Annotated in this window: 24 protein-coding genes; 15 read left to right on the forward strand and 9 right to left on the reverse strand. The window is 42.6% G+C overall.

Annotated features, from left to right (window positions below; translation table 11 throughout):
* Nucleotides 1–31: 31 nt before the first annotated feature.
* The gene (locus AC3WTB_RS07835; protein ID WP_492333563.1) at nucleotides 32–955 is read left to right on the forward strand and encodes a Cof-type HAD-IIB family hydrolase; all 924 of its coding nucleotides are present in this window, start codon (nucleotides 32–34) and stop codon (nucleotides 953–955) included.
* A gap of 13 nt (nucleotides 956–968) precedes the next feature.
* On the opposite strand, the gene AC3WTB_RS07840 is transcribed toward AC3WTB_RS07835, so the two are convergent.
* The 5 genes from AC3WTB_RS07840 to pgsB form a co-directional block, all read right to left on the reverse strand.
* Nucleotides 969–2,192: a C40 family peptidase gene (locus AC3WTB_RS07840; protein ID WP_492333564.1), complete on the reverse strand. Its 1,224-nt coding sequence runs from the start codon at nucleotides 2,190–2,192 to the stop codon at nucleotides 969–971.
* A gap of 108 nt (nucleotides 2,193–2,300) precedes the next feature.
* Nucleotides 2,301–2,471 carry an extrachromosomal elements maintenance protein EdmS gene (gene edmS / locus AC3WTB_RS07845; RefSeq protein WP_087976066.1) on the reverse strand — a complete coding sequence of 57 codons (171 nt, stop codon included), beginning with the start codon at nucleotides 2,469–2,471 and terminating at the stop codon, nucleotides 2,301–2,303.
* Nucleotides 2,468–3,634, reverse strand: a complete 1,167-nt coding sequence (locus AC3WTB_RS07850; protein ID WP_106025543.1) for a CapA family protein — start codon at nucleotides 3,632–3,634, stop codon at nucleotides 2,468–2,470. The genes edmS and AC3WTB_RS07850 overlap by 4 nt, the downstream gene beginning before the upstream one ends.
* An 18-nt stretch (nucleotides 3,635–3,652) precedes the next feature.
* Entirely contained in the window at nucleotides 3,653–4,102 is a 450-nt protein-coding gene (gene pgsC / locus AC3WTB_RS07855) for a poly-gamma-glutamate biosynthesis protein PgsC (protein WP_007497520.1), read from the reverse strand.
* Between the two features lie 15 nt (nucleotides 4,103–4,117).
* Nucleotides 4,118–5,299, reverse strand: a complete 1,182-nt coding sequence (pgsB, locus tag AC3WTB_RS07860) for a poly-gamma-glutamate synthase PgsB (RefSeq protein WP_039181962.1) — start codon at nucleotides 5,297–5,299, stop codon at nucleotides 4,118–4,120.
* A 746-nt stretch (nucleotides 5,300–6,045) separates the two neighbouring features.
* On the opposite strand from pgsB, the gene AC3WTB_RS07865 reads away from it, so the two are divergent.
* The 9 genes from AC3WTB_RS07865 (at nucleotide 6,046) to rbsB (ending at nucleotide 15,497) form a co-directional block, all read left to right on the forward strand.
* Nucleotides 6,046–7,527 carry a spore germination protein gene (locus AC3WTB_RS07865; protein ID WP_492333565.1) on the forward strand — a complete coding sequence of 494 codons (1,482 nt, stop codon included), beginning with the start codon at nucleotides 6,046–6,048 and terminating at the stop codon, nucleotides 7,525–7,527.
* A complete protein-coding gene (locus AC3WTB_RS07870) occupies nucleotides 7,517–8,614 on the forward strand; it encodes a GerAB/ArcD/ProY family transporter (protein WP_492333566.1) in 1,098 nt (365 codons plus the stop codon). Before AC3WTB_RS07865 ends, AC3WTB_RS07870 begins: the two co-directional genes overlap by 11 nt.
* The gene (locus AC3WTB_RS07875) at nucleotides 8,604–9,746 is read left to right on the forward strand and encodes a Ger(x)C family spore germination protein (protein WP_064497943.1); all 1,143 of its coding nucleotides are present in this window, start codon (nucleotides 8,604–8,606) and stop codon (nucleotides 9,744–9,746) included. Before AC3WTB_RS07870 ends, AC3WTB_RS07875 begins: the two co-directional genes overlap by 11 nt.
* A 117-nt stretch (nucleotides 9,747–9,863) precedes the next feature.
* Complete coding sequence (locus AC3WTB_RS07880) at nucleotides 9,864–10,850, forward strand: LacI family DNA-binding transcriptional regulator (RefSeq protein WP_144467990.1); 987 nt, start codon at nucleotides 9,864–9,866, stop codon at nucleotides 10,848–10,850.
* Nucleotides 10,847–11,725 (forward strand): ribokinase, encoded by an 879-nt coding sequence (gene rbsK / locus AC3WTB_RS07885; RefSeq protein WP_144489953.1) that lies wholly within the window; start codon nucleotides 10,847–10,849, stop codon nucleotides 11,723–11,725. Before AC3WTB_RS07880 ends, rbsK begins: the two co-directional genes overlap by 4 nt.
* Complete coding sequence (gene rbsD, locus AC3WTB_RS07890) at nucleotides 11,722–12,114, forward strand: D-ribose pyranase (RefSeq protein WP_039181978.1); 393 nt, start codon at nucleotides 11,722–11,724, stop codon at nucleotides 12,112–12,114. Before rbsK ends, rbsD begins: the two co-directional genes overlap by 4 nt.
* 15 nt (nucleotides 12,115–12,129) lie before the next feature.
* Entirely contained in the window at nucleotides 12,130–13,611 is a 1,482-nt protein-coding gene (locus tag AC3WTB_RS07895; RefSeq protein ID WP_144489951.1) for a sugar ABC transporter ATP-binding protein, read from the forward strand.
* A 1-nt stretch (nucleotide 13,612) separates the two neighbouring features.
* On the forward strand, nucleotides 13,613–14,566 hold the full coding sequence (gene rbsC, locus AC3WTB_RS07900) for a ribose ABC transporter permease RbsC (protein WP_039181984.1): 954 nt from the start codon (nucleotides 13,613–13,615) through the stop codon (nucleotides 14,564–14,566).
* 13 nt (nucleotides 14,567–14,579) lie between these two features.
* Nucleotides 14,580–15,497, forward strand: coding sequence for a ribose ABC transporter substrate-binding protein RbsB (gene rbsB, locus AC3WTB_RS07905; RefSeq protein WP_041087924.1), 918 nt, complete (start codon nucleotides 14,580–14,582; stop codon nucleotides 15,495–15,497).
* A gap of 35 nt (nucleotides 15,498–15,532) precedes the next feature.
* On the opposite strand, the gene AC3WTB_RS07910 is transcribed toward rbsB, so the two are convergent.
* A complete protein-coding gene (locus AC3WTB_RS07910) occupies nucleotides 15,533–16,135 on the reverse strand; it encodes a flavin reductase family protein (RefSeq protein WP_376765052.1) in 603 nt (200 codons plus the stop codon).
* Between the two features lie 74 nt (nucleotides 16,136–16,209).
* Nucleotides 16,210–17,097: an acetoin biosynthesis transcriptional regulator AlsR gene (gene alsR / locus AC3WTB_RS07915; protein WP_106025537.1), complete on the reverse strand. Its 888-nt coding sequence runs from the start codon at nucleotides 17,095–17,097 to the stop codon at nucleotides 16,210–16,212.
* A gap of 150 nt (nucleotides 17,098–17,247) precedes the next feature.
* On the opposite strand from alsR, the gene alsS reads away from it, so the two are divergent.
* The 5 genes from alsS (at nucleotide 17,248) to chrA (ending at nucleotide 21,517) form a co-directional block, all read left to right on the forward strand.
* A complete protein-coding gene (alsS, locus tag AC3WTB_RS07920) occupies nucleotides 17,248–18,948 on the forward strand; it encodes an acetolactate synthase AlsS (RefSeq protein WP_106025536.1) in 1,701 nt (566 codons plus the stop codon).
* 35 nt (nucleotides 18,949–18,983) lie between these two features.
* Nucleotides 18,984–19,754, forward strand: coding sequence for an acetolactate decarboxylase (gene budA, locus AC3WTB_RS07925; RefSeq protein WP_064497937.1), 771 nt, complete (start codon nucleotides 18,984–18,986; stop codon nucleotides 19,752–19,754).
* A gap of 152 nt (nucleotides 19,755–19,906) precedes the next feature.
* Nucleotides 19,907–20,383, forward strand: a complete 477-nt coding sequence (gene chrS / locus AC3WTB_RS07930) for a chromate efflux transcriptional regulator ChrS (protein WP_039183339.1) — start codon at nucleotides 19,907–19,909, stop codon at nucleotides 20,381–20,383.
* 16 nt (nucleotides 20,384–20,399) lie between these two features.
* A complete protein-coding gene (gene chrB / locus AC3WTB_RS07935) occupies nucleotides 20,400–20,981 on the forward strand; it encodes a chromate efflux transporter ChrB (RefSeq protein ID WP_126682404.1) in 582 nt (193 codons plus the stop codon).
* Nucleotides 20,978–21,517 (forward strand): chromate efflux transporter ChrA, encoded by a 540-nt coding sequence (chrA, locus tag AC3WTB_RS07940; RefSeq protein WP_369880011.1) that lies wholly within the window; start codon nucleotides 20,978–20,980, stop codon nucleotides 21,515–21,517. Before chrB ends, chrA begins: the two co-directional genes overlap by 4 nt.
* Before the next feature lie 33 nt (nucleotides 21,518–21,550).
* On the opposite strand, the gene AC3WTB_RS07945 is transcribed toward chrA, so the two are convergent.
* Both AC3WTB_RS07945 and AC3WTB_RS07950 read right to left on the reverse strand, forming a co-directional pair.
* Nucleotides 21,551–22,870: a UDP-glucose dehydrogenase family protein gene (locus AC3WTB_RS07945; protein WP_369880012.1), complete on the reverse strand. Its 1,320-nt coding sequence runs from the start codon at nucleotides 22,868–22,870 to the stop codon at nucleotides 21,551–21,553.
* A 116-nt stretch (nucleotides 22,871–22,986) separates the two neighbouring features.
* A complete protein-coding gene (locus AC3WTB_RS07950) occupies nucleotides 22,987–23,130 on the reverse strand; it encodes a YwzD family small protein (protein ID WP_003214884.1) in 144 nt (47 codons plus the stop codon).
* Nucleotides 23,131–23,265: the final 135 nt, after the last annotated feature.

Below are 23,265 nucleotides of genomic sequence, written 5' to 3' on the forward strand. Positions count from 1 at the left end.
TATTGCATGAATGAAGGAGGATTTGACAGCGATGAAAAAAATGATTGCGATTGATCTGGACGGTACACTTTTAAATACAAAAAGTGAAATATCCGCTCAAAACCGAGAGGCATTGATTCGTGCGAAGGAAGCGGGATATATTGTGACCATTTGTACAGGGCGGGCAACTTTTGATGTAAAGGAGCTGCTTGGCGATTTGGACATCCCCATTATTGCGGCAAACGGCGGAACTGTCCATACAGAGGGATACGAGCTCTTCAGCCGAATCACATTGGACCAAGAAGCGGGCAAGCGGGCTGCAAAGGCATTAGTGGAACGAAACATTTACTTTGAAGTCTATACAGACGATGCTCTCCTCTCCCCTTACGATGGAAAAGAGAAGCTGAAAGCAGAATTTGATCTGATCGAAAGCGCAAACCCAAATGAGGATCTCGCTGATCTATGGGAAGGAGCCATGACGCAATTTAAACAATTTGGCATCAAACCAGTAGATGATATCCGTCAGATTTTTGAGTCGAATGAACCGACCTATAAATTACTCTGCTTCTCGTTTGATATGAACAAACTGAACGAAGCACGAAATCTTCTGGCAGAGATGCCCGAGCTTTCATTGACCTCGTCTGGAAAACATATTATTGAGGTGCTGCCAAAAGAGTCTGGAAAAGGACATGCCCTGAAAAAACTCGCAGCCCATTATGGTGTAGACCGCTCACATATTTATGCAATTGGTGACAGCCCAAACGACCTTTCTATGTTCGAAGAAGCAGGCCACCGCATTGCAATGGGGAATGCGGTTGATGTCATTAAAGAAAAAAGCACTTACATCACAAAAGGAAATCATGAAGATGGTGTCGCTTATTTTATTGATCTTCTTTTACAAAATCAATTTCATGAAAAAAAGACGCTTGCTGATCAGCGCCTAGAGAGAAGTCGAGAAGTCCGATCCAAGTATTGATCGGGCTTTTTCTTTATTTTTTGATTCTAACAGCCGTTTCATATTTTTCCTTCCAGTACGTACTTGTTTTCATATTGGTTAAGACAACACCGTTTGAGACAGTCACATGAATGACTTGATTTGATCCTGCATAAATTGCCGGCATCAATGATGTCCCGCTGAAGAAGACAAGATCTCCCGGCTGAAGCTCAGAACGTTTCACAGGCGTACCTGCTTTGACTTGACCTGATGCATAGCGAGGCAGCTCAATGCCAAGCACTTCTTGATACACGTACTGTGTGAACCCTGCTGTATCAAATCCTTGTTTTGGGTTCGTACCGCCTTTGACATAAGGGACTTCGCCAATATACGTAGCGGCTTTTGATACGATAGGGTCCTCTTTCGAAAGCTCCAGATCTGTTAATCGTTTCGCACCTGTCCATTTTTCGCGCCAATACGATTCAGACAAATAAGAAATTGTCACACTTTCAGAACGGCTCGCATGAATAAAGCGTTCGCCTCCAATATACATACCTACATGAGAAATTCCGGGTTTATATGTGTTGCTAAAAAAGACAAAATCCCCAGGGCGAATATCGTCTAATGCCACTTTTTCTCCAACAGCCCACTGCTGTTCAGCACTTCGAGGTAAATAAATTCCAAGTGATTTTTCAAATAAATACTGTAAAAATCCTGAGCAGTCGAATCCAGTCTTTGGATCGGTTCCTCCAAATACATAAGGAATACCTAAATAGGTCATCGCATCTTTCACAAGAGGGGCATCAGAAATGTCTTGTGTGCCGGGCAAGCGTTTGACCGCATAAAATCGATCAGTCCAATATTTGCTTTTGCTGACATCCGTTTTCACCACACCTTGACTAAGCGTGATATGGATGACCTGATCGTTCCCCGCGTACAACGCCACATGTGTTGGGATATCCTTCGTTTCTTCAAGACTTCGGAAATACACAAGGTCACCGGGCTGCGCTTTATCCCATGATACCTTTTTTCCAATCTGATATTGGTCAATTACCTTCCGCGGCAAATCAAATGTTTCGGATGTCTTGTACACATATTGAATAAACCCAGATGCATCAAAGCCCGTTTTTGGATCGGTTCCTCCTTTATGATAAGGTGTTCCAATCAGCTTTTCCGCTTGCTCCAAAAGAGATGGTGTTTGAGCAGATACCGCTGGTTGAGACATGAACATCAGCCCTACAAGCGCACACCCTCCGATCAACATTCCTTTCCATTTCATGATCCTTTCCCTCCTATCTTCTATAGTTTCGGCATGACACCATTCATTTTACACCCTTTTTCGACAAAAAAAGAACACGCGATGTGCGTGCCCTTTCTCCTATTTAGGTTATTTACCTGCTTCCGCTTTTGACTGCTTTTGCTGTTCAATTTTCTGCATTTCAACCGAAATCTTTTGTTTTTCGTGATCTGTCAGACTGTCACTAAATTTAAAAGCAGACATAAAGACAAAGACTAAGATTAACGCAACAAACGGCCAGCTTGCTTTTAGGAATTTCATTTCTTCTCTTTCCCTCCGTTTTCTTTTAAGTTTTTAACTTTATCAGCGTGATCTACTTCAAAGAAAATGTGTCCGTCTTTTTCTTTCCAATCCGCATTCGTTCCATTGGTCAGCATACGGATAATGGCTTTTGATTCAAGAGATCCTGCTTTTACTGGAGCAGGTGTTGCTTCTTTGATGTACATTGGGACAACTTCAAATGTCGCTTTTCCATCTTCATTCAGATGATACTGAACAAGTGCAGAATCACGTGTTCTTGACCAGCCTTGGTCAAAAATAAAGTTGCCTAGGCTATAGAAAATCGCCGTTCCGTTATAGACTTCCATTGGTTCAAGGACGTGCGGGTGAGCACCGATAATGATATCAGCTCCGGCCTTAGACATCGCTCTTGCCAATTCTCTTTGCCTGTCGTTTACTTCATTGTTGTACTCCTGTCCCCAGTGAGCATGAACAACGACAATATCTGCCTTTTCAGCAGCCTGCGAAATCATCGGAATAAAGATAGATGGATCGGCTGGCAGAATACCCGCCTGGCGATTCGTTGCTTTGAAATCTTTCCCATACACATCTGTAAAACCAAGCGTAGCAATTTTGACACCATTTACTTCTTTGTATGAAATGTTCTGCTTCGCATCTTGGAGGTTACGACCTGCGCCTGTATAATCCATGTCAGTTTGTTCAAAGGCATCGATTGTATTGTTCAGCCCTTTTTCACCATAGTCTGCCGCATGGTTATTCGCAAAGTTTAAGACAGAGAAATTCAAATCCTTCAATGCTTGGACAGAATCTTCATCTGTTTTTAAATGAATGTTCTTTTGGGCTGCCTGTTCTTTATCTGTTGCGACTGGATGCTCAAAGTTTCCTGTCACATAATCTGACACATCAAAATATGGCTTGGCATAGCGAAAGAGATGCTCTTTACCATAGCGGTCTGTTACTTTCTCTACGTTTCTTCCAAACATAATGTCACCGACAAACGAAGCGGTCAGGATGTTTTCTGGATTCTTTTGTACAGTTGGCACTTGTGCTTTCCCGATAAACGTAAATAGAAATGTACAAGCAATGACAATCGGTAAAGCAATGAGTACGTGTTTATTCGTCTTTTTCTTTTGGTTCTTTGTGATTTTCAGCAGCTTTTCCTGAAAGCTCAATTTTTTATTCATCATTGGACACACCTTATCTTAAAATAGATAGTAAACATACATGATGGCAAATGTTGCACCACTTAGAAGTAACGTGCTTCCAAGGGTAATTGTAAGACCTTGCTTTTGAATCGTATTCGCAATCAATCCAGGAACGATGATTCCAATTCCGCGGAATTCTGCTATTTCAAATGGGACGACTGGATAGAAGAAATCAAATATCAGTTTTAAGGCAATCCCTGTAATCAGCATCGCAGCAAACTTTCTGCGTCCGTATAAAATCATGAATTTTGATAAGCCAAAACGAACGATCACATACGTAAGCAAGCTGACAGATAAGACGACTAAAATGAAGACTGGCTGGTTAAATACGAGCGCTAGATAACCTGGGACAACAAGTCCAGCTGGTACGATTCCTGTTTTTTCTGCAAAGATTAAACTGAGTAGAACTCCTAAAATTAACGAGATATAAAGATCTGATCCGAACATTTTCTATATTTCCTCCTAGCTGACAAGCTGCTTAATTTTGTATTCTTGAATTTTTTCGATTAACGGTTCAGCGGCACCATGGATATTGCCGACTCCATAAACCACTCGATTATGAAGCTTTTTCTCAAGCATATTCATAATTTGTTCTGTAGATTGATATTCAAGGTTGTGTAAGTGGTCAGCCGGAATTTTCCCTTCCTCATATGCCTTCACAATTGGATCTGTTGTTTCACCAATTAAAACAAGGTCACTTGCTTCAATATAAGGAAGTACATCCTCCGCAAACTGGATCGTTCTATCTACTCGATCCGCACGGCAGTTCATAATAATAATCGGTTCATCTGTTGGATATCCAATTTCTTTCACACGCTTCCAAATGTTCAATGTAGAGGATGCGTCATTTGCCGCAAATCCATTTACAAAGTGTCCAGGTGTTTTCGCGTCCATTAATGGAAGAATTCTCATCGCTCCTGGATCAGGCGGCGCATTTAACATTCCTCTGAATGCCGTATCTTCATCAATCCCTAATGCTTGGGCAACACCGAGTGCCAGTGAAGCATTATCTGGGAAAACCATGTACTCAAATTTCCGCAAAAACTCATCGGAAATCTTGGAATTATCTGCAACAATGACTTCTGTGTTGCGTTTTTTCGCAATCTCTTTAAAGAAATCCGTATATTCACTATCCGTAATAACCAAGTGTCCATTGTAAGGAATTGTGGCTGTAAAGGCTTCTGCTATTTCATCAAGTGTTGGCCCCATGACGTCCATATGATCTTCAAGAACGTTTACGATTACGCCAATGTTTGCTTGAAGCAGCTCTTCCTGAAAGATAATTTGGTAATCTGGATTTACCGCCATACATTCACTGACGATGGCATTTGCTCCTCTTTCAACTGTTTCTCTCATAACTTCCTTCTGCTCTCCGATATTCGGTCCTTGCGGTTTCCTTTTAATCGGTTTCTCCTCTGGCGTATCCCAATAAATCATTCTTGCATCCGTTCCCGTTGTTTTACCGACAGTTTTATAACCTGCCTCCATTAAGATACCGGTTGTCAATCTTGTGACGGTAGACTTTCCGCGAATACCATTAATATTGACGCGCACCGGCAGGGCATCGATATTTTTCTGATGACGCTTCTTTTCAATAAAGCCAATCCCTAACATGATGACACAGGCTATAACGATTAACCACATCGCTATCTACATCTCCTTTTTTTATGAGTGTGATATGTAAATTCAATCAACAGTATATCTGTTCAGCATAAAATCACAATCGGTATTATGTAACATAATCTTTCACTTCCTCGTATGCCAAATTCCTCTAATCAAAAGGCTTTTTTGCCTACCTATCCTTTAAATGAAAAGGCCAAAAGACGGACAAAAATCAGTCTGAATTTCTGCTGAATTCATGAGAAAGCGTTAACATCAATGATCCGAAAATCTTTTGTCCTTTTCTCCCTAAATTTTTCGACAATTATTAAGATGTATTTTGAATCAATGTTTTAAAGCCCGTTATTCTCTATAACATCAGTCATATCAGCGCTTTAAATGAATAGTGCGTGTTTTGGAATGTTTTATATTTTTGAACGAACAGGTTAGAAAGTCATTCTCCTTGGTCAGTTCGCTGTGTGTTGACCTATGACAAAGGTCACCTCTAAAAAAATCAAGTCATCTGCTTATTTTTAGGTCACAAAAAATTGGGATAAGATGTAAAACTTTGATCATTTCGGTGTACCTTCTCTTTACGATATTCGCACCTTATGACCTAAACAATGAAACATTATTCATTTGTTTTTATCAAGATTCATCATTTCTTAACATTTTTAATATGAATTTAGTTGAAAGTTGTCAGCTCATGTCATGCTTTCCCCAAAGGTGACGAATAAAATTCGCTTCTCCGCTTACACTATGGTTAAAAAATCTGTGAGAGGAGGCTAAAGATGCCAAACTCCAATGAGCAAACACGCCTGCATTTTTTATCAGGAAGCTTTGAGGAAAAAATCCGGATCCTGAAAAAAACATTTCAGCAAAGCGGCGATTTTGAATACCGAGAATTAATGGTGAATGAAACGAAATCTGCGCTGTTTTTTATAAAAACAAGAATAGATGAAGGAAAACTAAATGATTTCATCATCGGCAACTTGTTAGGCCCTCCTGGAAAGCAGGATTATACAAAATCTCTTAGCACACTTGAAACAGGCGACTTGACGCTGATCACAGACAGTATTATTGCAGGAAGTATTGCCTTTCTTGATGAAAACTCCTCACAAATTAAGCTATTTGCTGTTGGACAGCCTCCGCTGCGCTCTATTTCTGAACCTTCTTCGGAAAGTATTATCGCAGGCGCACATGATGGATTTGTTGAAAGTCTTGATACCAATATCTACTTACTGCGTTCCCATTTAAATGATCGGAAGCTCGCCATTCAATATCATAAGATCGGTACAAAATCGGAAACAAAGCTTGCAACGGTTTATATATCTGATATTGCCAATCAAGAAAAGGTCGAAGAGGTCAACAGACGGATTTCTTCTATTAAAGTAGACACACTGTTAAGTCCTGGCTCTATCGTTGAGGCAATTGAGGATGATTCATTTTCTATTTTTCCGCAGCTGATTGATACAGAACGTCCAGATAAGGTGAGATCTGCGATCCTTGAAGGCAGGATCGTCTTACTCATGGATGGCAGTCCAATGGCCATCATTATGCCTATCACGTTCTTTAGCTTCTTTCAGTCACCAGATGATTATAACAGCCGCTGGATTCCTGCTACGTTTATTCGTATTCTGCGTTATCTTGCCTGCTTCATCGCAGTCATATTGCCATCTTTTTATATTGCTGTTATTGCGTTTCATTATGAGGTTGTCCCAGATGAACTAGCCATTACGATGAAGAACTCTATCATCGGAATTCCCTTTCCTCCATTGATAGAGGCCATGCTGATGGAGATCACGATTGAACTTATACGTGAAGCCGGGGTTCGTCTTCCTAAACCAATCGGTCAGACCATTGGGATCGTAGGTGGTTTGGTCATTGGGGATGCGGTTGTACAAGCAGGACTTATCTCGAATGTCCTAGTCATTGTAGTTGCTGTGACGGCTGTGGCTTCATTTGTACTTCCATCGTTTGAAATGACGTCCACCATCAGGATGCTTCGTTTCCCGCTCATGTTTATGGCATCGATGTTTGGATTTATTGGCATTTCATTTGGACTGGCCATTATTCTCATGAATTTATGCCGACTAGAATCACTAGGGGTCCCATATTTATCACCTGTTGCTCCATTTAACTGGCAGGACTTAAAAGATACAGTGATTCGACTTCCAATGTGGATGTACAAAAATCGACCTGTTTATTTAAATCCGCAAAAGAAAAAACAAATTGAACATCTGAGAGGGTGGACAAAGAAAAATGAAAAATAAAATATCTCCACCTCAAGCTGTTTTTTTCATCATCCAGTCTCAAATTGGTGTCGGCATTTTAGCGCTCCCTCATTTACTGATGAAAGACATGGGACACGATGGCTGGATGGCAATAATTGTCGCGTGTTTTTTTATCCAGATCATCAATACCATTTTTCTTTATATCATTTACAAGTATCCAGAAACGTCATTTTTCCAAGCACTGATTGAGGTCTTTGGAAAATGGATTGGACGCGCCTTGGTCGTGCTCTATACAGTATATTTTGCCTCGGTTTGTATTGTTGTCCTTTCTATATTCACAAGGATTCTTGGTATATGGGTGCTCCCGCTCACACCAAACTGGGTCATTAACCTATTACTGATGATATGCATTATCTATATCGCAAAGGAGCAAATTACAGCCATTGTCAGGTTCAACTTTATCTTAACTCCCTTTTTACTCATGCTCTCTTTATTAATGTTCTATGCGTTGAAAGGAACCAACATTGATTACCTCCTTCCTTTTTTCCAAACGGATATCTCTCAATTTCAGCTTGGATTGAAGGACGTTGTGCTGTCATTGAATGGATTTGAGATGATTTTGATCATCTCTCCACTAATGAAGGGCACCATTAAGGAACGATATAAAGTAATGACCATTTCAAATATATGCACAACACTTTATTACCTATTTATTACTATAATTTGTTTTATGTTTTTCAGCCCGGCTGAGCTTGATGTCATTCCAAATCCTGTTTTGTATCTATTAAAAACCGTTACGTTCGGTGTCATTGAGCGAACGGATTTAATTTTTCTAAGCTTTTGGGTCTTTGTCATTCTAGCTACACTGAGTAATTATCTGTACTTTTGTGCAAATGGTGTATCCAGTATGCTTAAGAAAAAAAATCACAAAAAATATGTCTACTATTTTGCCATTTTGATTTATGCTGTCAGCTGTTATCTTTCAACTGATAACTTTAGAATTCAGCGCTTTAATGACTTTACCACTGTTGCACAATATTCATTTATTTACACACTTCCGATCATGATGGCCGTTATTATCTTGATCAAACACCGCAAAAAGAAGGTGAAATCACATGCATCATAAGTACATGTTGACACTGCTTATGTGTGTTTCCCTCATTTTCATGCCAGGCTGCTGGGATCAAAACCTATTAAAAGACATCTCTCTTGTTTTAACTTCAGCTGTTGATCAAGGAGAGGATGACAATGCGAGATATTCGATTACCTATCGAAAGGTGCAGCAGTCTCAAAGTATGCAGCAAGGGAATACCGGCAGTTATTTAACCACTGTTCTCACAACCGATGCGCCTACTTTAAGAAAAGCAAGAAGCAACTTTAGCCGGAGTGTAGACCAAAAAATCGATATGTCGAAAATGCGTGTGCTGCTGATCGGTGATGAATTTGCCCAAAACCGGCTGCTCCCTTACTTAGATATGTTTTACCGCGATCCCAAAAGCCCTTTACTCGCAAACTTGGCAGTGGTGCAAGGCGGGAGCTGTGTAGATTTAATCAATCAACTGCTCAAGGAAAAACTGATTGTGAGCGACTATTTAAACAACCTGATCACTTCTGCATCACGCTCCTCACAAGTTTCACCTAAGAACATTCAAAATATCCGGTCCAAAATGCTGCAAACCGGTGAGGATTTCACACTGCCTTTACTCTACTACGATAAGTCAAAAAAGTTAACGAGTGTGAGGGGGGTTGCCTTATTTGATAATGAGAAAAAGAAAGGTGAACTCTATGCCCAGGATGCCATTCTGCTCACCATTATGGATGGAAAAATGGGCAGCTATGCAAACTTCACGAAAAAAGTAAGAAGTGATATGAAATTAAAAGAGAACAATTACATCACCGTTCAAGTAACCGATTCAAAGAGAGACATTAAAATCGTCAATCCTGATCACCGAAACTTAACCTTCTCTCTTGAGTTTGAATTCACCACCTCTGTTATTGAATACCCGAAAGACAATTTAGATACAGATAAAAAAATTGAAATGTTAAATAAAAGGCTATCAGCTATTTTCACAAAAGACGCTGAAAAAGTCATTGCCGCTCTGCAAGAAGCGAATTCTGACGTTCTCAGCCTTGGCAGAAAATATCGGGTAAGACACTATGATGAGTATATGAAAATGAACTGGGTCACCGATTATCCGAAGGTGAAAATCATTCCAAAAGTGAAAGTGAACATTACACAAACAGGTATTATTAGTTAAGAAAAGGAAGAAGTCATCTTTCTTTTCTTTTTTTATTTTTTTTAGATTGTCATTTTGATGCTTTCGTGATAATCTATGTGTGTAAACGGTTACACACTCATGAAGGGAGGCTCTCCATTGGCTACAATTAAAGATGTCGCAAAAGCTGCACAAGTATCTGTTGCCACTGTTTCACGCGTGCTCAATGATACTGGATACGTCCATTCAGATACGAAAACCCGCGTGACACAAGCGATGCAGGAGTTGAACTACTTTCCCAATGAAGTGGCTAGATCCCTTTTCAAAAGAGAATCACGCTTAATCGGCTTAATCTTGCCTGATATCACAAACCCCTTCTTTCCTCAGCTGGCTAGAGGTGTTGAGGATGAGATTCATGCGCACGGTTTTCGGTTATTATTCGGGAACAGTGATGAGGATCGAGAGAAGGAAATGGCCTACTTACAAACCTTTAAACAAAATCAAGTGGTCGGTGTCATCGCAGTCACAAATGAACCTGAATCAGATATATACAATGATGATGATTTACCTGTTGTTTTTTTAGATCGAACCGTACCGCATGCACCTTCTGTCTTTGCAGATGCTGGAGCTGGCGGGAAAATGGCCGCAATGGAATTAATTAGACGCGGCAGCCGGCAGATCACACTGCTAAAAGGACCTGCCCATCTACAAACAGCTCGGCAGCGATTCAAGGGCGCACTCGATGTTCTCACGGATACAGGTGTCGACTTTCATGTGATGTCTAATGCTTCCTTTTCCTTTCAAGAAGCCCGAAAAAGCGCCAAAGCCCTCTTCCAGCTGTACCCTGAAACAGATGGGATCATTGCCAGCAATGACATCGTCGCAACAGCGGTCGTCCATGAAGCGCTTCGTATCGGAAAAGCCATTCCAGATGACGTTCAAATCATTGGATTTGATGATATTCCGCAAAGCGAGCTGCTTTTCCCTTCCTTATCGACCATTAGGCAGCCCGCCTATGAGATGGGGAAAGAAGCGGCACAGCTGTTAATCAAAGCGATTCAGAAACAACCGATAGATCAGCCAGTTATTCAAATGCCCGTCTCTTTTATTGAACGAGAGACCACAAGAAAGGTGGATTCACAATGAGTCATATTGTTGTAGTAGGAAGCTGTTCAATGGATTTAGTCGTCACATCAGATAAACGGCCAAATGCCGGGGAAACGGTTTTAGGCGAATCGTTTAAAACGGTCCCAGGCGGAAAAGGTGCCAATCAAGCAGTCGCAAGTGCCAGACTCGGTGCAGATGTATATATGGTCGGCCGAGTTGGTGATGACGCTTATGGTCAGGAAATTCTCAGTAATTTACAAACACAAGGTGTCCGCATCTCACATATGAAACCGGTTACCGAAATGGAGAGCGGCACAGCTCATATCATTTTAGCAGAAGGTGATAACAGCATTGTCGTGGTCAAAGGGGCAAATAATGAGGTCACTCCTGACTATGTAAATGATGCTCTTTCTACAATTGATGATATCGGGATGGTTCTTATCCAGCAGGAAATACCTGAAGAAACGGTCGAAGCGGTCTGCTCCATTTGCAGTGAAAAAGAAATCCCTGTGATTTTAAACCCTGCACCAGCCCGCAAAGTATCGCAGCAGGTTTTAAATCAGGCTGCTTACATTACACCGAATGAACACGAAGCTGTTCTTATGTTCGATGGTCTGCCAATTGAAGATGCCTTGCGTCAATACCCTAACAAATTACTAGTCACAGAAGGGAAAAATGGGGTTCGATATTTTGATGGATCGAAAGAAGTATTAGTTCCAGGTGTACCTGTAGAAGCAGTCGATACAACAGGAGCTGGCGATACCTTTAACGGAGCCTTGGCTGTCGCCTTAACAGAAGGCAAATCCCTCTATGATGCACTTGCCTTTGCCAATCTTGCAGCATCAATATCTGTCACAAAGTTTGGCGCACAAGGCGGCATGCCAACAAGAGAAGAATTGGAGAAAAAGAAATGAAAAAAAACGGCATCCTAAACAGCCATATCGCCAAGGTGCTTGCTGACCTTGGCCATACAGATACAATCGTCATCGCAGACTGCGGTCTCCCTATTCCAGAAGGTCCAGTCAAAATCGACCTGGCATTGTCAATCGGCACACCGTCCTTTCAGGAGGTCACCTCCCTCCTTCTTCAGGAAATGGCTGTTGAAAACATGACTGTGGCTAGTGAAATCAAAGAGGCAAATGAACGAGATCATTTATTTCTTAAGAAAGCGTTCTCAAAACCATTACATGAAGTAGACCACGAGACGTTCAAAGACATGACCAAACAGGCAAAAGCAGTCATTCGAACGGGTGAAGCCACCCCATACGCAAACTGCATTCTTCATGCCGGTGTCATCTTTTAAAAGGAGGAGCCAGATATGAACATAGAGATGCATAACATCCATAAGGCTTTTGGGAAAAACACCGTTCTCTCCGGGGTCTCCTTTGACCTCGTCACAGGCGAAGTCCACGCACTCATGGGTGAAAATGGTGCGGGAAAATCAACTTTAATGAACCTGCTTACAGGTCTTTATTCTTTAGATCAAGGAACGATACAAATCGACGGAAAAGAAACCGCTTTCAAAAATCCAAAGGAAGCGGAACAGCACGGCATTGCCTTCATTCATCAGGAGCTCAATATATGGCCGGATATGACCGTCCTGGAGAACCTCTTCATCGGGAAAGAAATCTATACGAAGCTTGGGCTGCTAGACACAAAGAAAATGAAGGTCCTCGCGCAAAAGCAGCTGGACCGGTTGTCTGTGAATCTCTCGCTTGATCAAGAGGCAGGAAGCTGTTCTGTTGGACAAAAACAAATGATTGAGATTGCAAAGGCATTAATGACCGATGCGAAAGTCATCATCATGGATGAGCCGACAGCAGCTCTAACGGAACGTGAAATTGAAAAGCTCTTCCAGGTCATTGAATCTCTCAAAAAAGAAGGCGTTTCCATCGTTTATATTTCTCACCGTATGGAAGAAATCTTTGCAATCTGTGACCGGATTACGATCATGCGTGATGGGAAAACGGTCGATACGAAAGCCATACCTGAAACGAATTTCCATGAAGTCGTCAAAAAAATGGTCGGCCGTGAATTGACAGATCGATATCCCGAGCGAACGCCTTCTACAGGAGATATTGTCCTTGAGGTGAAACAAGCAACGAAAAAAGGACAATTTCAAGATATCAGTTTCTCAGTTAAAGCTGGAGAAATCGTCGGTGTTGCAGGCTTAATGGGGGCTGGCCGGACCGAAATGATGCGGTCAATCTTTGGCCTTGATCCTCTTGACCAAGGAGAAATCTGGGTTCATGGAAAGAAGGCTGTTATTAAAAAACCAAGTGATGCTGTCAAGCTCGGTATCGGCTTTATCACAGAGGATCGCAAGGATGAAGGGCTCATGCTTGATGCATCCATCCGAGAAAACATCGGTCTACCAAACCTAAAAAGCTTCTCTCCAAAGGGACTGATTGATAAGAAAAATGAACAGGATTTTGTCGACCTGCTCATCAAACGACTGACGATTAAAACGGCTTCCTCTGATATTTCTGCCCGAAGCCTGTCTGGTGGAAATCAGCAAAAAGTCGTCATCGCCAAATGGATCGGCATACAGCCAAAGGTCTTGATTTTAGATGAACCGACACGAGGTGTCGACGTCGGAGCGAAACGAGAAATCTATCAGTTAATGAATGAACTGACTGATCGAGGCGTTGCCATTTTAATGGTCTCCTCTGAACTCCCAGAGATACTCGGGATGAGCGATCGAGTACTCGTCATTCATGAAGGAACCATCAGCGGAGAATTAGACAAAACAGAAGCAACACAGGAACGAATTATGACACTAGCTACAGGAGGGAAGTAACATGAAACCACTTACTTCAAATGGACGATTTGATAACATCATGCAAAAGCTTGGGCCATTCTTAGGACTCATCATCCTTGTCGCCATTGTTTCTATTTTAAACCCGGCCTTTTTAGAACCTTTAAACATCTTAAACTTACTGAGACAAATCTCCATTAATGCCCTCATAGCCTTTGGGATGACGTTTGTTATTTTAACTGGAGGCATTGATTTATCAGTCGGAGCCATACTTGCACTGTCCAGTGCCCTGACTGCCGGCTTTATCGTTTCTGGCATGGACCCGATTTTAGCCATTATCGTCGGCTGTATCATCGGTGCAGTTCTTGGGATGATCAACGGTCTTTTAATCACAAAAGGAAAAATGGCTCCGTTTATCGCAACACTTGCGACAATGACGATTTTCAGAGGTTTGACACTCGTTTATACAGATGGAAACCCGATTACTGGGCTTGGCTCTAACTATGCCTTTCAGTTATTCGGCCGCGGATATTTCTTAGGCATTCCTGTTCCAGCGATCACGATGCTTCTCACCTTTATCGTCCTTTGGGTACTGCTTCATAAAACACCTTTCGGCAGAAGAACATATGCGATCGGTGGGAATGAAAAAGCGGCTCTCATCTCAGGCATCAAAGTACCGCGCGTGAAAATTATGATCTATTCATTAGCAGGCTTCATGTCTGCCTTAGCAGGTGCGATCTTAACATCTCGTCTGAATTCTGCACAGCCAACAGCTGGCACGTCCTATGAGCTTGACGCCATTGCTGCCGTCGTACTTGGCGGGACAAGCCTGTCCGGCGGAAGAGGACGAATTGTCGGCACACTCATCGGGGTACTTATTATCGGTGTCCTGAACAATGGTATGAACTTACTTGGTGTTTCATCATTCTATCAATCTGTTGTGAAAGGGATTGTCATCTTGATTGCAGTCCTGCTGGACAGAAAGAAATCTGCTTAAGGAGGCAGCCGCTATGAAAAAATATCTTATTCTCATCCTGACTCTCTCATTGTTCATGCTTTCTGCCTGCTCACTTGAACCACCTGAGTGGGCCAAGTCATCAAAGGATGGCAAGAAAAAAGACATCAAAATCGGGCTGTCAATCTCGACATTAAATAACCCATTCTTCGTTTCTTTGAAAAACGGTGTGACAAAAGAAGCGAAAAAGCTAGGCATTGACGTCGTGATTGCAGATGCACAAAATGATTCAGCTAAACAAACAAGTGATGTAGAAGATTTAATTCAGCAAGGTGTCGACGCATTGCTCATCAACCCAGCGGATTCATCTGCTATATCAACCGCTGTCGAATCAGCGAATGCTTCTGATATACCTGTCATCACATTAGACCGCTCAGCCGAAAGTGGAAAGGTAGAAGCACTTGTCGCCTCAGATAACGTCAAAGGCGGCGAAATGGCAGCTAACTTTATCATCGACAAGCTCGGCAAAGGAGCAAAAGTCGCTGAATTAGAAGGCGTACCAGGCGCTTCCGCTACACGTGAGCGAGGAAAAGGATTCCATCAAATAGCAGATAAAGACTTAAAAGTGACAGCGAAACAAGCTGCTGACTTCGACCGGACAAAAGGACTGAATGTCATGGAAAACCTCCTTCAAGGAAACCCTGACATCAAAGCCGTTTTTGCCCACAATGATGAAATGGCACTTGGCGCGCTAGAGGCAATTCAAAGCTCCGGAAAAGACATTCTCGTCGTTGGTTTTGACGGGAACGAAGATGCACTCAGCTCAATCAAAGCAGGAAAACTCTCTGCAACAGTTGCGCAGCAGCCAGAGCTGATCGGTCAACTGGCAGTCGGTGCTGCAAACGACGTATTAAAAGGGAAAAAAGTACAAAAGAACATCGCAGCTCCACTGAAATTAGAACAGAAGAAATAAACAGAACCCCCGAGCATCACTCGGGGGTTTTTTGATTACTGTGGTCTTTTCAGCACAAATGACGTGCCTAAATGGGCATAATCATTACCTGCTAGGCGCGCGACTGGTTTCAGTTCATTAGTAGAAACATAGCCTTTTTCTACATCATAAACACCCTCATCTAAATGTGCACATACAACCCGGCCAATGATATGATCGACCGTGATCTCCCCTTCATCATTTTGAAAGGTGAGATGCTTTTCCAGCTGACATTCAAAACGAATGCGCGCTTCCTTGATTCCCGGCACTGAAATGACATGACTCTCTACTTGATGAAGACCGGTTCGTTCCAGCTCACTCTCTTCAACCGGCAATGTAGCAGCTGTTTCATTAATATCTTCTATCATGTCTTCATCACTCACATGAACGACAAACTCTTCCCTATCGATGATATGCTGCGCAGTATCTTTCATCTGACCTTCACGTCGTCCGATAGAAACGGCAATGAGCGGTGGGTGTCCGCTGATGACATTAAAGAAACTAAATGGTGCGGCATTGACGACATTTTCTTTAGATAGACTTGTAATAAACGCTATCGGTCTTGGAACGATAGATCCAGATAATAATTTATATGCCTCTTTTCGTGACAGCTGATCCATTTGCAATGTAATCAATTCAAGTACGCCTCCTTTTAATGTAACGACATCATACCATAACCCGTTCCCTATACCTCTTATTCCAGCTCGGTGCGATGCAGGATATGGTGGACAAGATGAAATAAAGCAGGATTATGATTTTCCCGTCTATAGGAAATCGTCCATTCCGCCATAAGCTGTTCACCCTCAATGGCCCGATATACAACATCCAGATTAAATAAACGCCGGGCTGATTTTGGAATCACTGCAATACCGATCCCTGCTGTGACAAGGCCAATGATCATTTGATATTCCGCCGCTTCCTGCACGATATTTGGAGAAAATCCGTACTTTTCACATAGCAGGACAAAGTGCTGATAAAGGGACGGCCACGATTCCTGTGATAAAGAAATAATCGGTTCATGACGGATATCTTCAATCGTGACAGTCTCTTGTTGAGCCAATCGATGATTTTTTGGAATCGCAAAAATACATTCACTTTGCTTCATCAAACGACTGACTAGTTCTTCATGCGGCGCTGTAGGATGTAAAAAACCGATATCAATCTCACCATTTAACAGTGCCTCTAGCTGCTGTGGAACAGAAAGCTGCTGCAGCTCGATACTGACAGAGGGATACAGCTCCCTGAATTCACGTACAACGGGCGGCAGAATATCATACGTCGCCGTTCCAACAAAACCTATGATGATTTTCCCCAGCTCTCCTCTTGCTGTATGACGGGCATGATCAACCGCTTTATCAAGCTGTTGCAGCACTCCCCGAATCTCATGTAAAAAGACCTTTCCAGCTGCTGTTAGCTCCACCACCCGCTTCGACCGATGAAATAATGGAAAACCCAATTCTTCCTCAAACTGCTTAATTTGCTGACTAAGTGGAGGCTGTGTCATATTCAACCGTGCGGCTGCTCTGCCGAAATGCAGCTCCTCCGCTACTGTGACAAAATACTGCAAATGTCTCAGTTCCATCCTTTCACTCCTCACACACTTATTCGTAAAACATATCAAAACTGCGTTAAACATATATTGGAAATTTTATTTTATGAAATGTATAGTAAATCATATCATGAAAATATATTTTCATAAAAAATTTTACTTGCCGAAAGGAGTGCGGGGTAAATGAAATCTCAAGCACAACCCCTAACAAGACGAGGAGCAGAGTTGATTGTCGATACGCTGATTGCTCAAGGTGTGACCCATGTTTTTGCCATTCCAGGTGCAAAAATTGACGCTGTATTTGATGTATTAAAAGACAGAGGTCCAGAGCTTGTCTTATGCAGACACGAACAAAATGCAGCCTTTATGGCAGCTGCTGTCGGACGTTTAACTGGCAAACCAGGTGTTTGTCTCGTCACATCAGGTCCTGGTGCATCTAATTTAGCAACAGGTCTATTAACAGCCAATACAGAAGGTGATCCTGTTGTCGCAATCGCTGGAAACGTCATTCGTGCAGATCGTCTGAAACGAACACATCAATCACTCGACAATGCGGCATTATTCAAACCAGTCACCAAATATAGTGTTGAAGTACAAGACGTTCATAATATACCAGAAGCATTAACAAATGCTTTTCGCGCGGCACAAAAAGGGCAGGCTGGAGCAGCATTTATCAGCTTTCCACAAGATGTCGTGACAGAACACACCACACAAACAGCAGTGTCTGCTCACCCTTCTCCAGAATTAGGTCCTGCACCAGATGCTCTCATCAGTTCGGCTATCGCCAAAATTCAAAATGCACACTTACCTATTGCGATTGTGGGAATGAAAGCTAGTCGTCCAGCTGCTGCAAATGCCACAAGAGCATTATTAAAAACACTTGGTATCCCATTTGTTGAAACGTATCAAGGAGCCGGCGTTCTCTCAAGAGAGCTCGAGTCTCAATATGTAGGCAGAATCGGCTTATTCCGTAATCAGCCGGGTGACCTTCTCATTGAACAAGCAGATGTCCTTTTGACCATTGGCTTTGATCCAATCGAATATGATCCGAAGCATTGGAATCTTCAGCCGCAGCAGCGCCAGATCATCCATGTTGATGACATGCAGGCAGATATTGATCATTTTTATGAGCCAGCGCTTGAGCTTGTAGGCAATATTTCTGAAACCGTCAAACATCTAGCGCATGACAGTGTTCCTCTTTCTCTATGCAAAGAGAACATAGAATTAGTCACTGAATTACAGGAGCTATTAAGCGACATTGAAAAGGCACCAGAAAGAGAAAGTCATCGATCTCACCCGCTGGATGTCATTCATACATTGAGACGCCTGATTCCTGATGACACAAAGGTCACATGTGATATCGGATCTCACGCGATTTGGATGTCCCGTCACTTCCGCGTCTATGAACCGAACTCATTCTTGGTAAGTAACGGCATGCAAACATTAGGCGTCGCATTACCATGGGCAATTGCGGCTTCTATATTGAATCCAGATGAAAAGATTATTTCGGTTTCGGGTGATGGCGGTTTTCTCTTCTCCGCAATGGAGTTAGAAACAGCTGTCCGCAAAAAGACAAACCTCGTTCACCTTGTTTGGAACGACAGCACATATGACATGGTTGCGTTCCAGCAGGAAATGAAATATGACCGTACATCCTGCGTTGAATTCGGACAGATCGATTTAGTGAAATATGCGGAAAGCTTTGGAGCGACTGGATTACGGGTCAACTCACCTGAGGAGCTTTCAACCGTCCTTCAAAAGGGTATAAACATAGAAGGACCCGTGATCATTGATATTCCGATTGACTATCAAGATAACCCTGACCTCGCCAGTCAAAAATGGCCAGAAGTCTATCGCAAAAAACACACAGCGAACGTCAGATAAGACTTCGATACATTACATTAAAGGAGTGAGCGGATATGGGTATGATGCACCCAATGAATCAACAGAATGACACAAGACAGCATGACAAACAGCAGGAGGTCTATCAAGTATCAACGATGACCTCCTTGCTTGAAGCCGTATATGATGGAGATTTCTCCCTCGCACATATTCCTGAACACGGTGATTTCGGCATCGGTACATTTAATCAATTAGATGGGGAGCTGATCGGCTTTGACGGTGCATTCTACCGGCTGCGCTCGGATGGAACAGCGACACCAGTCACCGATCAAGATTATTCACCATTCTGCTCTCTAGCTTTCTTTGAAACAGATATTGTTCATCGAATTGATGCACCAATGACGTCCAAAGAACTGGAAGAAGAAATTGACCGCATTTTACCAAGTAAAAATATCTTTTATGCGGTCCGCATTGATGGATCATTCAAAAAGGTTCAAACACGTACGGTTGAAAAACAGGAAAAACCTTACGTTCCGATGGTAGAAGCAGTCAAGTCTCAGCCTATTTTTGACTTCGAGGATATTCAAGGTACGATCGCAGGCTTCCGTACACCGCAGTACGCACACGGCATTGCGGTAAGTGGATATCACCTTCATTTTATTGATGAAGATCGAAGTGTTGGCGGACACGTATTTGATTACACCGTTGATCAAGTCACCATCCGCATATCTCAAAAACGTCATATGAATTTACACCTGCCGAATACGCAGGAATTCTTTCAAGCCGACATTGATCGAGCTGACCTTGCACAGCAAATTGCCAGTGCAGAAAGCAGCCCGGATCAATAAATGAAGACACCCCGATGAGCACGGGGTGTTTTTTTATGCATAAAGATGTTTTTTCACCCGTAACGTTTTCGTTTCGATAGTAAATGAGAAATCAATCATTCTATACGTAATAAAATATGATAGAATATCAACAGAAGAAAGGTGGTTATATGGTGTCAAAAGACTATAGCATTCCGAACTTAACATTAGACGAAAGAGATAAACAAATTTTATCCCTATTACACGAGGACGGGCGCATGTCTTACACAGATCTCGGCAAACAGGTCGGTCTGTCACGTGTTGCCGTACAAGCCCGCATTCAGCAGCTCATTGAAGCAGGAGTCATTGAACGTTTCACCGCTGTGATTAACCCCGCGAAGGTCGGCATTCATGTCTCTGTCTTCTTTAATGTAGAGGTAGAGCCAAAATTTTTAGAAGCGGTTGCCCTTCAGCTTGAACAGGAAACAGCTGTCACGAGTCTTTATCATATGACAGGACCAAGCAAGCTGCATATGCATGGCATTTTTCAAGATGAACAGGAAATGGAGACATTTCTGACAAAAAAACTATACCCGCTAGAAGGCGTTGTCAGTGTGGACTGCCAAATGCTCATTAAACGATACAAAAGCCGTATGGGCATGAAATTGTAGACAGGAGTTGAACCACTTGCAATCATATATCGAACTCATTATCGCTATGGTGCGAACCGGGATTCTCGGTTTTGGCGGAGGCCCTTCCGTGATACCGCTTATTCGCCATGAAGCGGTAGTGAAATATCAATGGATCAACGATGACGAATTTGGAGAAACACTCGCCATCGCCAATGCATTACCAGGCCCGATCGCAACCAAAATATCAGCATACCTCGGCTATCGATTAAAGGGCGTATCTGGCGCAATTGTCGCAACAGCTGCTCATATTTTACCGACATGTCTCGCCATGGTAGCCCTTGTCACACTTGTCAGCGTCTTAAGCTCCTCACAAATCATTCAAAATATGATTGGTGCTGTCACCCCTGTCATTGCCGTTCTGTTAGGCATCATGGCATATGAGTTTGGACAAAAAACGCTGAAAGGCTTCGGCATGATCTTTGGGATCGCTCTATTCCTTCTTGCCTTTGTCGGACTGCAAGTGCTCTCCATTCATCCAGGAATCATTGTGATGATCTTTTTATTTTATGGCGCTTTTCATTTTAAACTGAAAAATCGCTGGCATCGGACAAATAAAGAGAAAGGAGTGTCTTCATGATACTGATTCTCTTTTTATTCTGGGCTTTCTTTTTATCTAATCTATTAGGATATGGCGGAGGCCCTGCATCCATCCCGCTCAATTATGAAGAAATCGTCAATCATTTTCATTGGATGACGAACGAAGGATTTTCCAATATGCTGGCTTTAGCCAATGCACTGCCGGGGCCAATCGCTACGAAGATTGCAGCATATGTCGGCTATGACGTCATGGGCTGGCCAGGTTTTATCGTGGCACTGCTTGCAACTGTCCTGCCGTCCGCTGCCGGACTCATTTTATTGCTCAAGCTCATTGACCGTTTTCGCCAATCTCTCGTCGTAAAAGGCATGACCTTATCCGTACAGCCTGTCATTGCGATGATGATGCTTTTATTAACATGGGAAATCGGCGGAGATGCAGTGAAAGCCATCGGCTGGACGCAATCGCTCGCCATTGCTGCGATCTCCTTTTTCTTGATGACCAAATTCAAGCTGCACCCTGCCTTTCTTATTGTGGCTGCTTTCTTATATGGTGGATTCATTCTGCCGCATTCATAAAAACCGATAACATTCACTGTTATCGGTTTTCTTTTACATATAAATTGGAGAAACTGATCTGCGCCCAATCGAATGATACTCGACCCCTGCTTCTTCTGCCGCTTCAAGTGTATGACAGTTTCGTCCATCGAAAATAAGCGGCTGCTTCATCCATTTTTTGTAGGACGCGAGTGGAAACGACTGAATATCCGCCCACTCTGTTAATAGACAGACCGCATCGGCATCCTTGATCGCTTCTTCAATCGTTTGAGCAAATAAGACTTGATCCGGCAGTTCACGAGCTGCACGCCGGGCAGCAACAGGATCATACGCCACAAGCTCCGCACCTAATTGATGGAGCTCATGAGCGATCGGAATAGATGGTGCCTCCCTCATATCGTCTGTATTCGGTTTAAAGGACAGACCAAGAAGCGCAATTCGCTTCCCTTCAAGCGCTGCTCCCAGCCGCTCCTGGATATTTCGGATAAAACCTGCCCGCTGCTCATTATTTACTTTGATGACAGCCTTTAATAGCTCAAAATCATGGGACACATGCCCTGCAATTTGGACAAGTGCATTTGTATCCTTTGGAAAACAAGAACCTCCGTAGCCAATGCCCGCTCTTAGAAAGGAAGAACCGATCCGCTGATCAAGCCCCATTCCCTTCGCCACCCATTCAACATCAGCACCCGTTTTTTCACAAATGGAGGCAATCTCATTTATAAAGCTGATTTTTGTCGCAAGAAATGCATTTGATGCATACTTGATCATTTCAGCACTTTTACGGTCTGTTTTGACCAATGGAAGGTGGAAATCAGCATACATGTCCTCCAACTGATCTAATACGGCTTTTGTTTCAGCTCCAATCACAAGCCGATCCGCCCTCAATGTATCTGAAATGGCAGAGCCTTCCCGTAAAAATTCTGGGTTAGATGCAATAGCTAATGGTTCCTTCCGTCCTAATTCTTGATGGATGAGCTGATTGATTTGATCTCCCGTTCCGACAGGCACCGTACTTTTCACCACAAGAATCGCACCTGATTTTGCTTTTATCCCCATCTCTTTCGCAGCCTGAAACACATACTGTAAATCAGCTTGGCCATCTGCCTGCTGCGGGGTGCCGACCGCAATCATTAATACATCTGCCTTCGTGTAGGCTTCCGCTCCATTTATATGAAAATGAATACGTCCCTGCTCAAGATTGCGTTTCAATAGCTCTTTTAACCCGGGCTCATACATTGGGGGAGTTCCCTGTTTCAGCTGCATGACCTTTCGGCGGTCAATATCAATACACGCCACATCATGTCCTGCTTCCGCTAAACACACACCTGTCACAAGCCCCACATACCCACAGCCTGCAATCGCAATATTCATGACACCATCAGCTCCCCATACTCCTTATGCTTGTAATGACATCGTATGCCGGGAGCTTTCATTCCATTCTTAAAAGCATACAAAAACCCCCTGCCATCACTAGCAGGGGGTCACTTTTATGAAACAAGACCATTTCGAATATGAGCAATCAGATTTTCAAGCATTTCTTTTGTTGTGACATCATTTGAATTTTCACCAATATCATGAGCGTACATCAAAATCTTTAAAAATTCCTCTTGATTTAAACCCTTATTATCCATGTCTGTATCCTTTCGATTCCACTAATTTCATTATTATATGCTGTAAGGTTGGTTTATGCAATACTCTATTACATCATTCGACAGCTTTTGAAATTTATGACCATTTTCATGAAAAACTTTTTTATAAATCCCCAT

The organism is Bacillus sp. EB106-04-04-XG123, assembly GCF_058791855.1.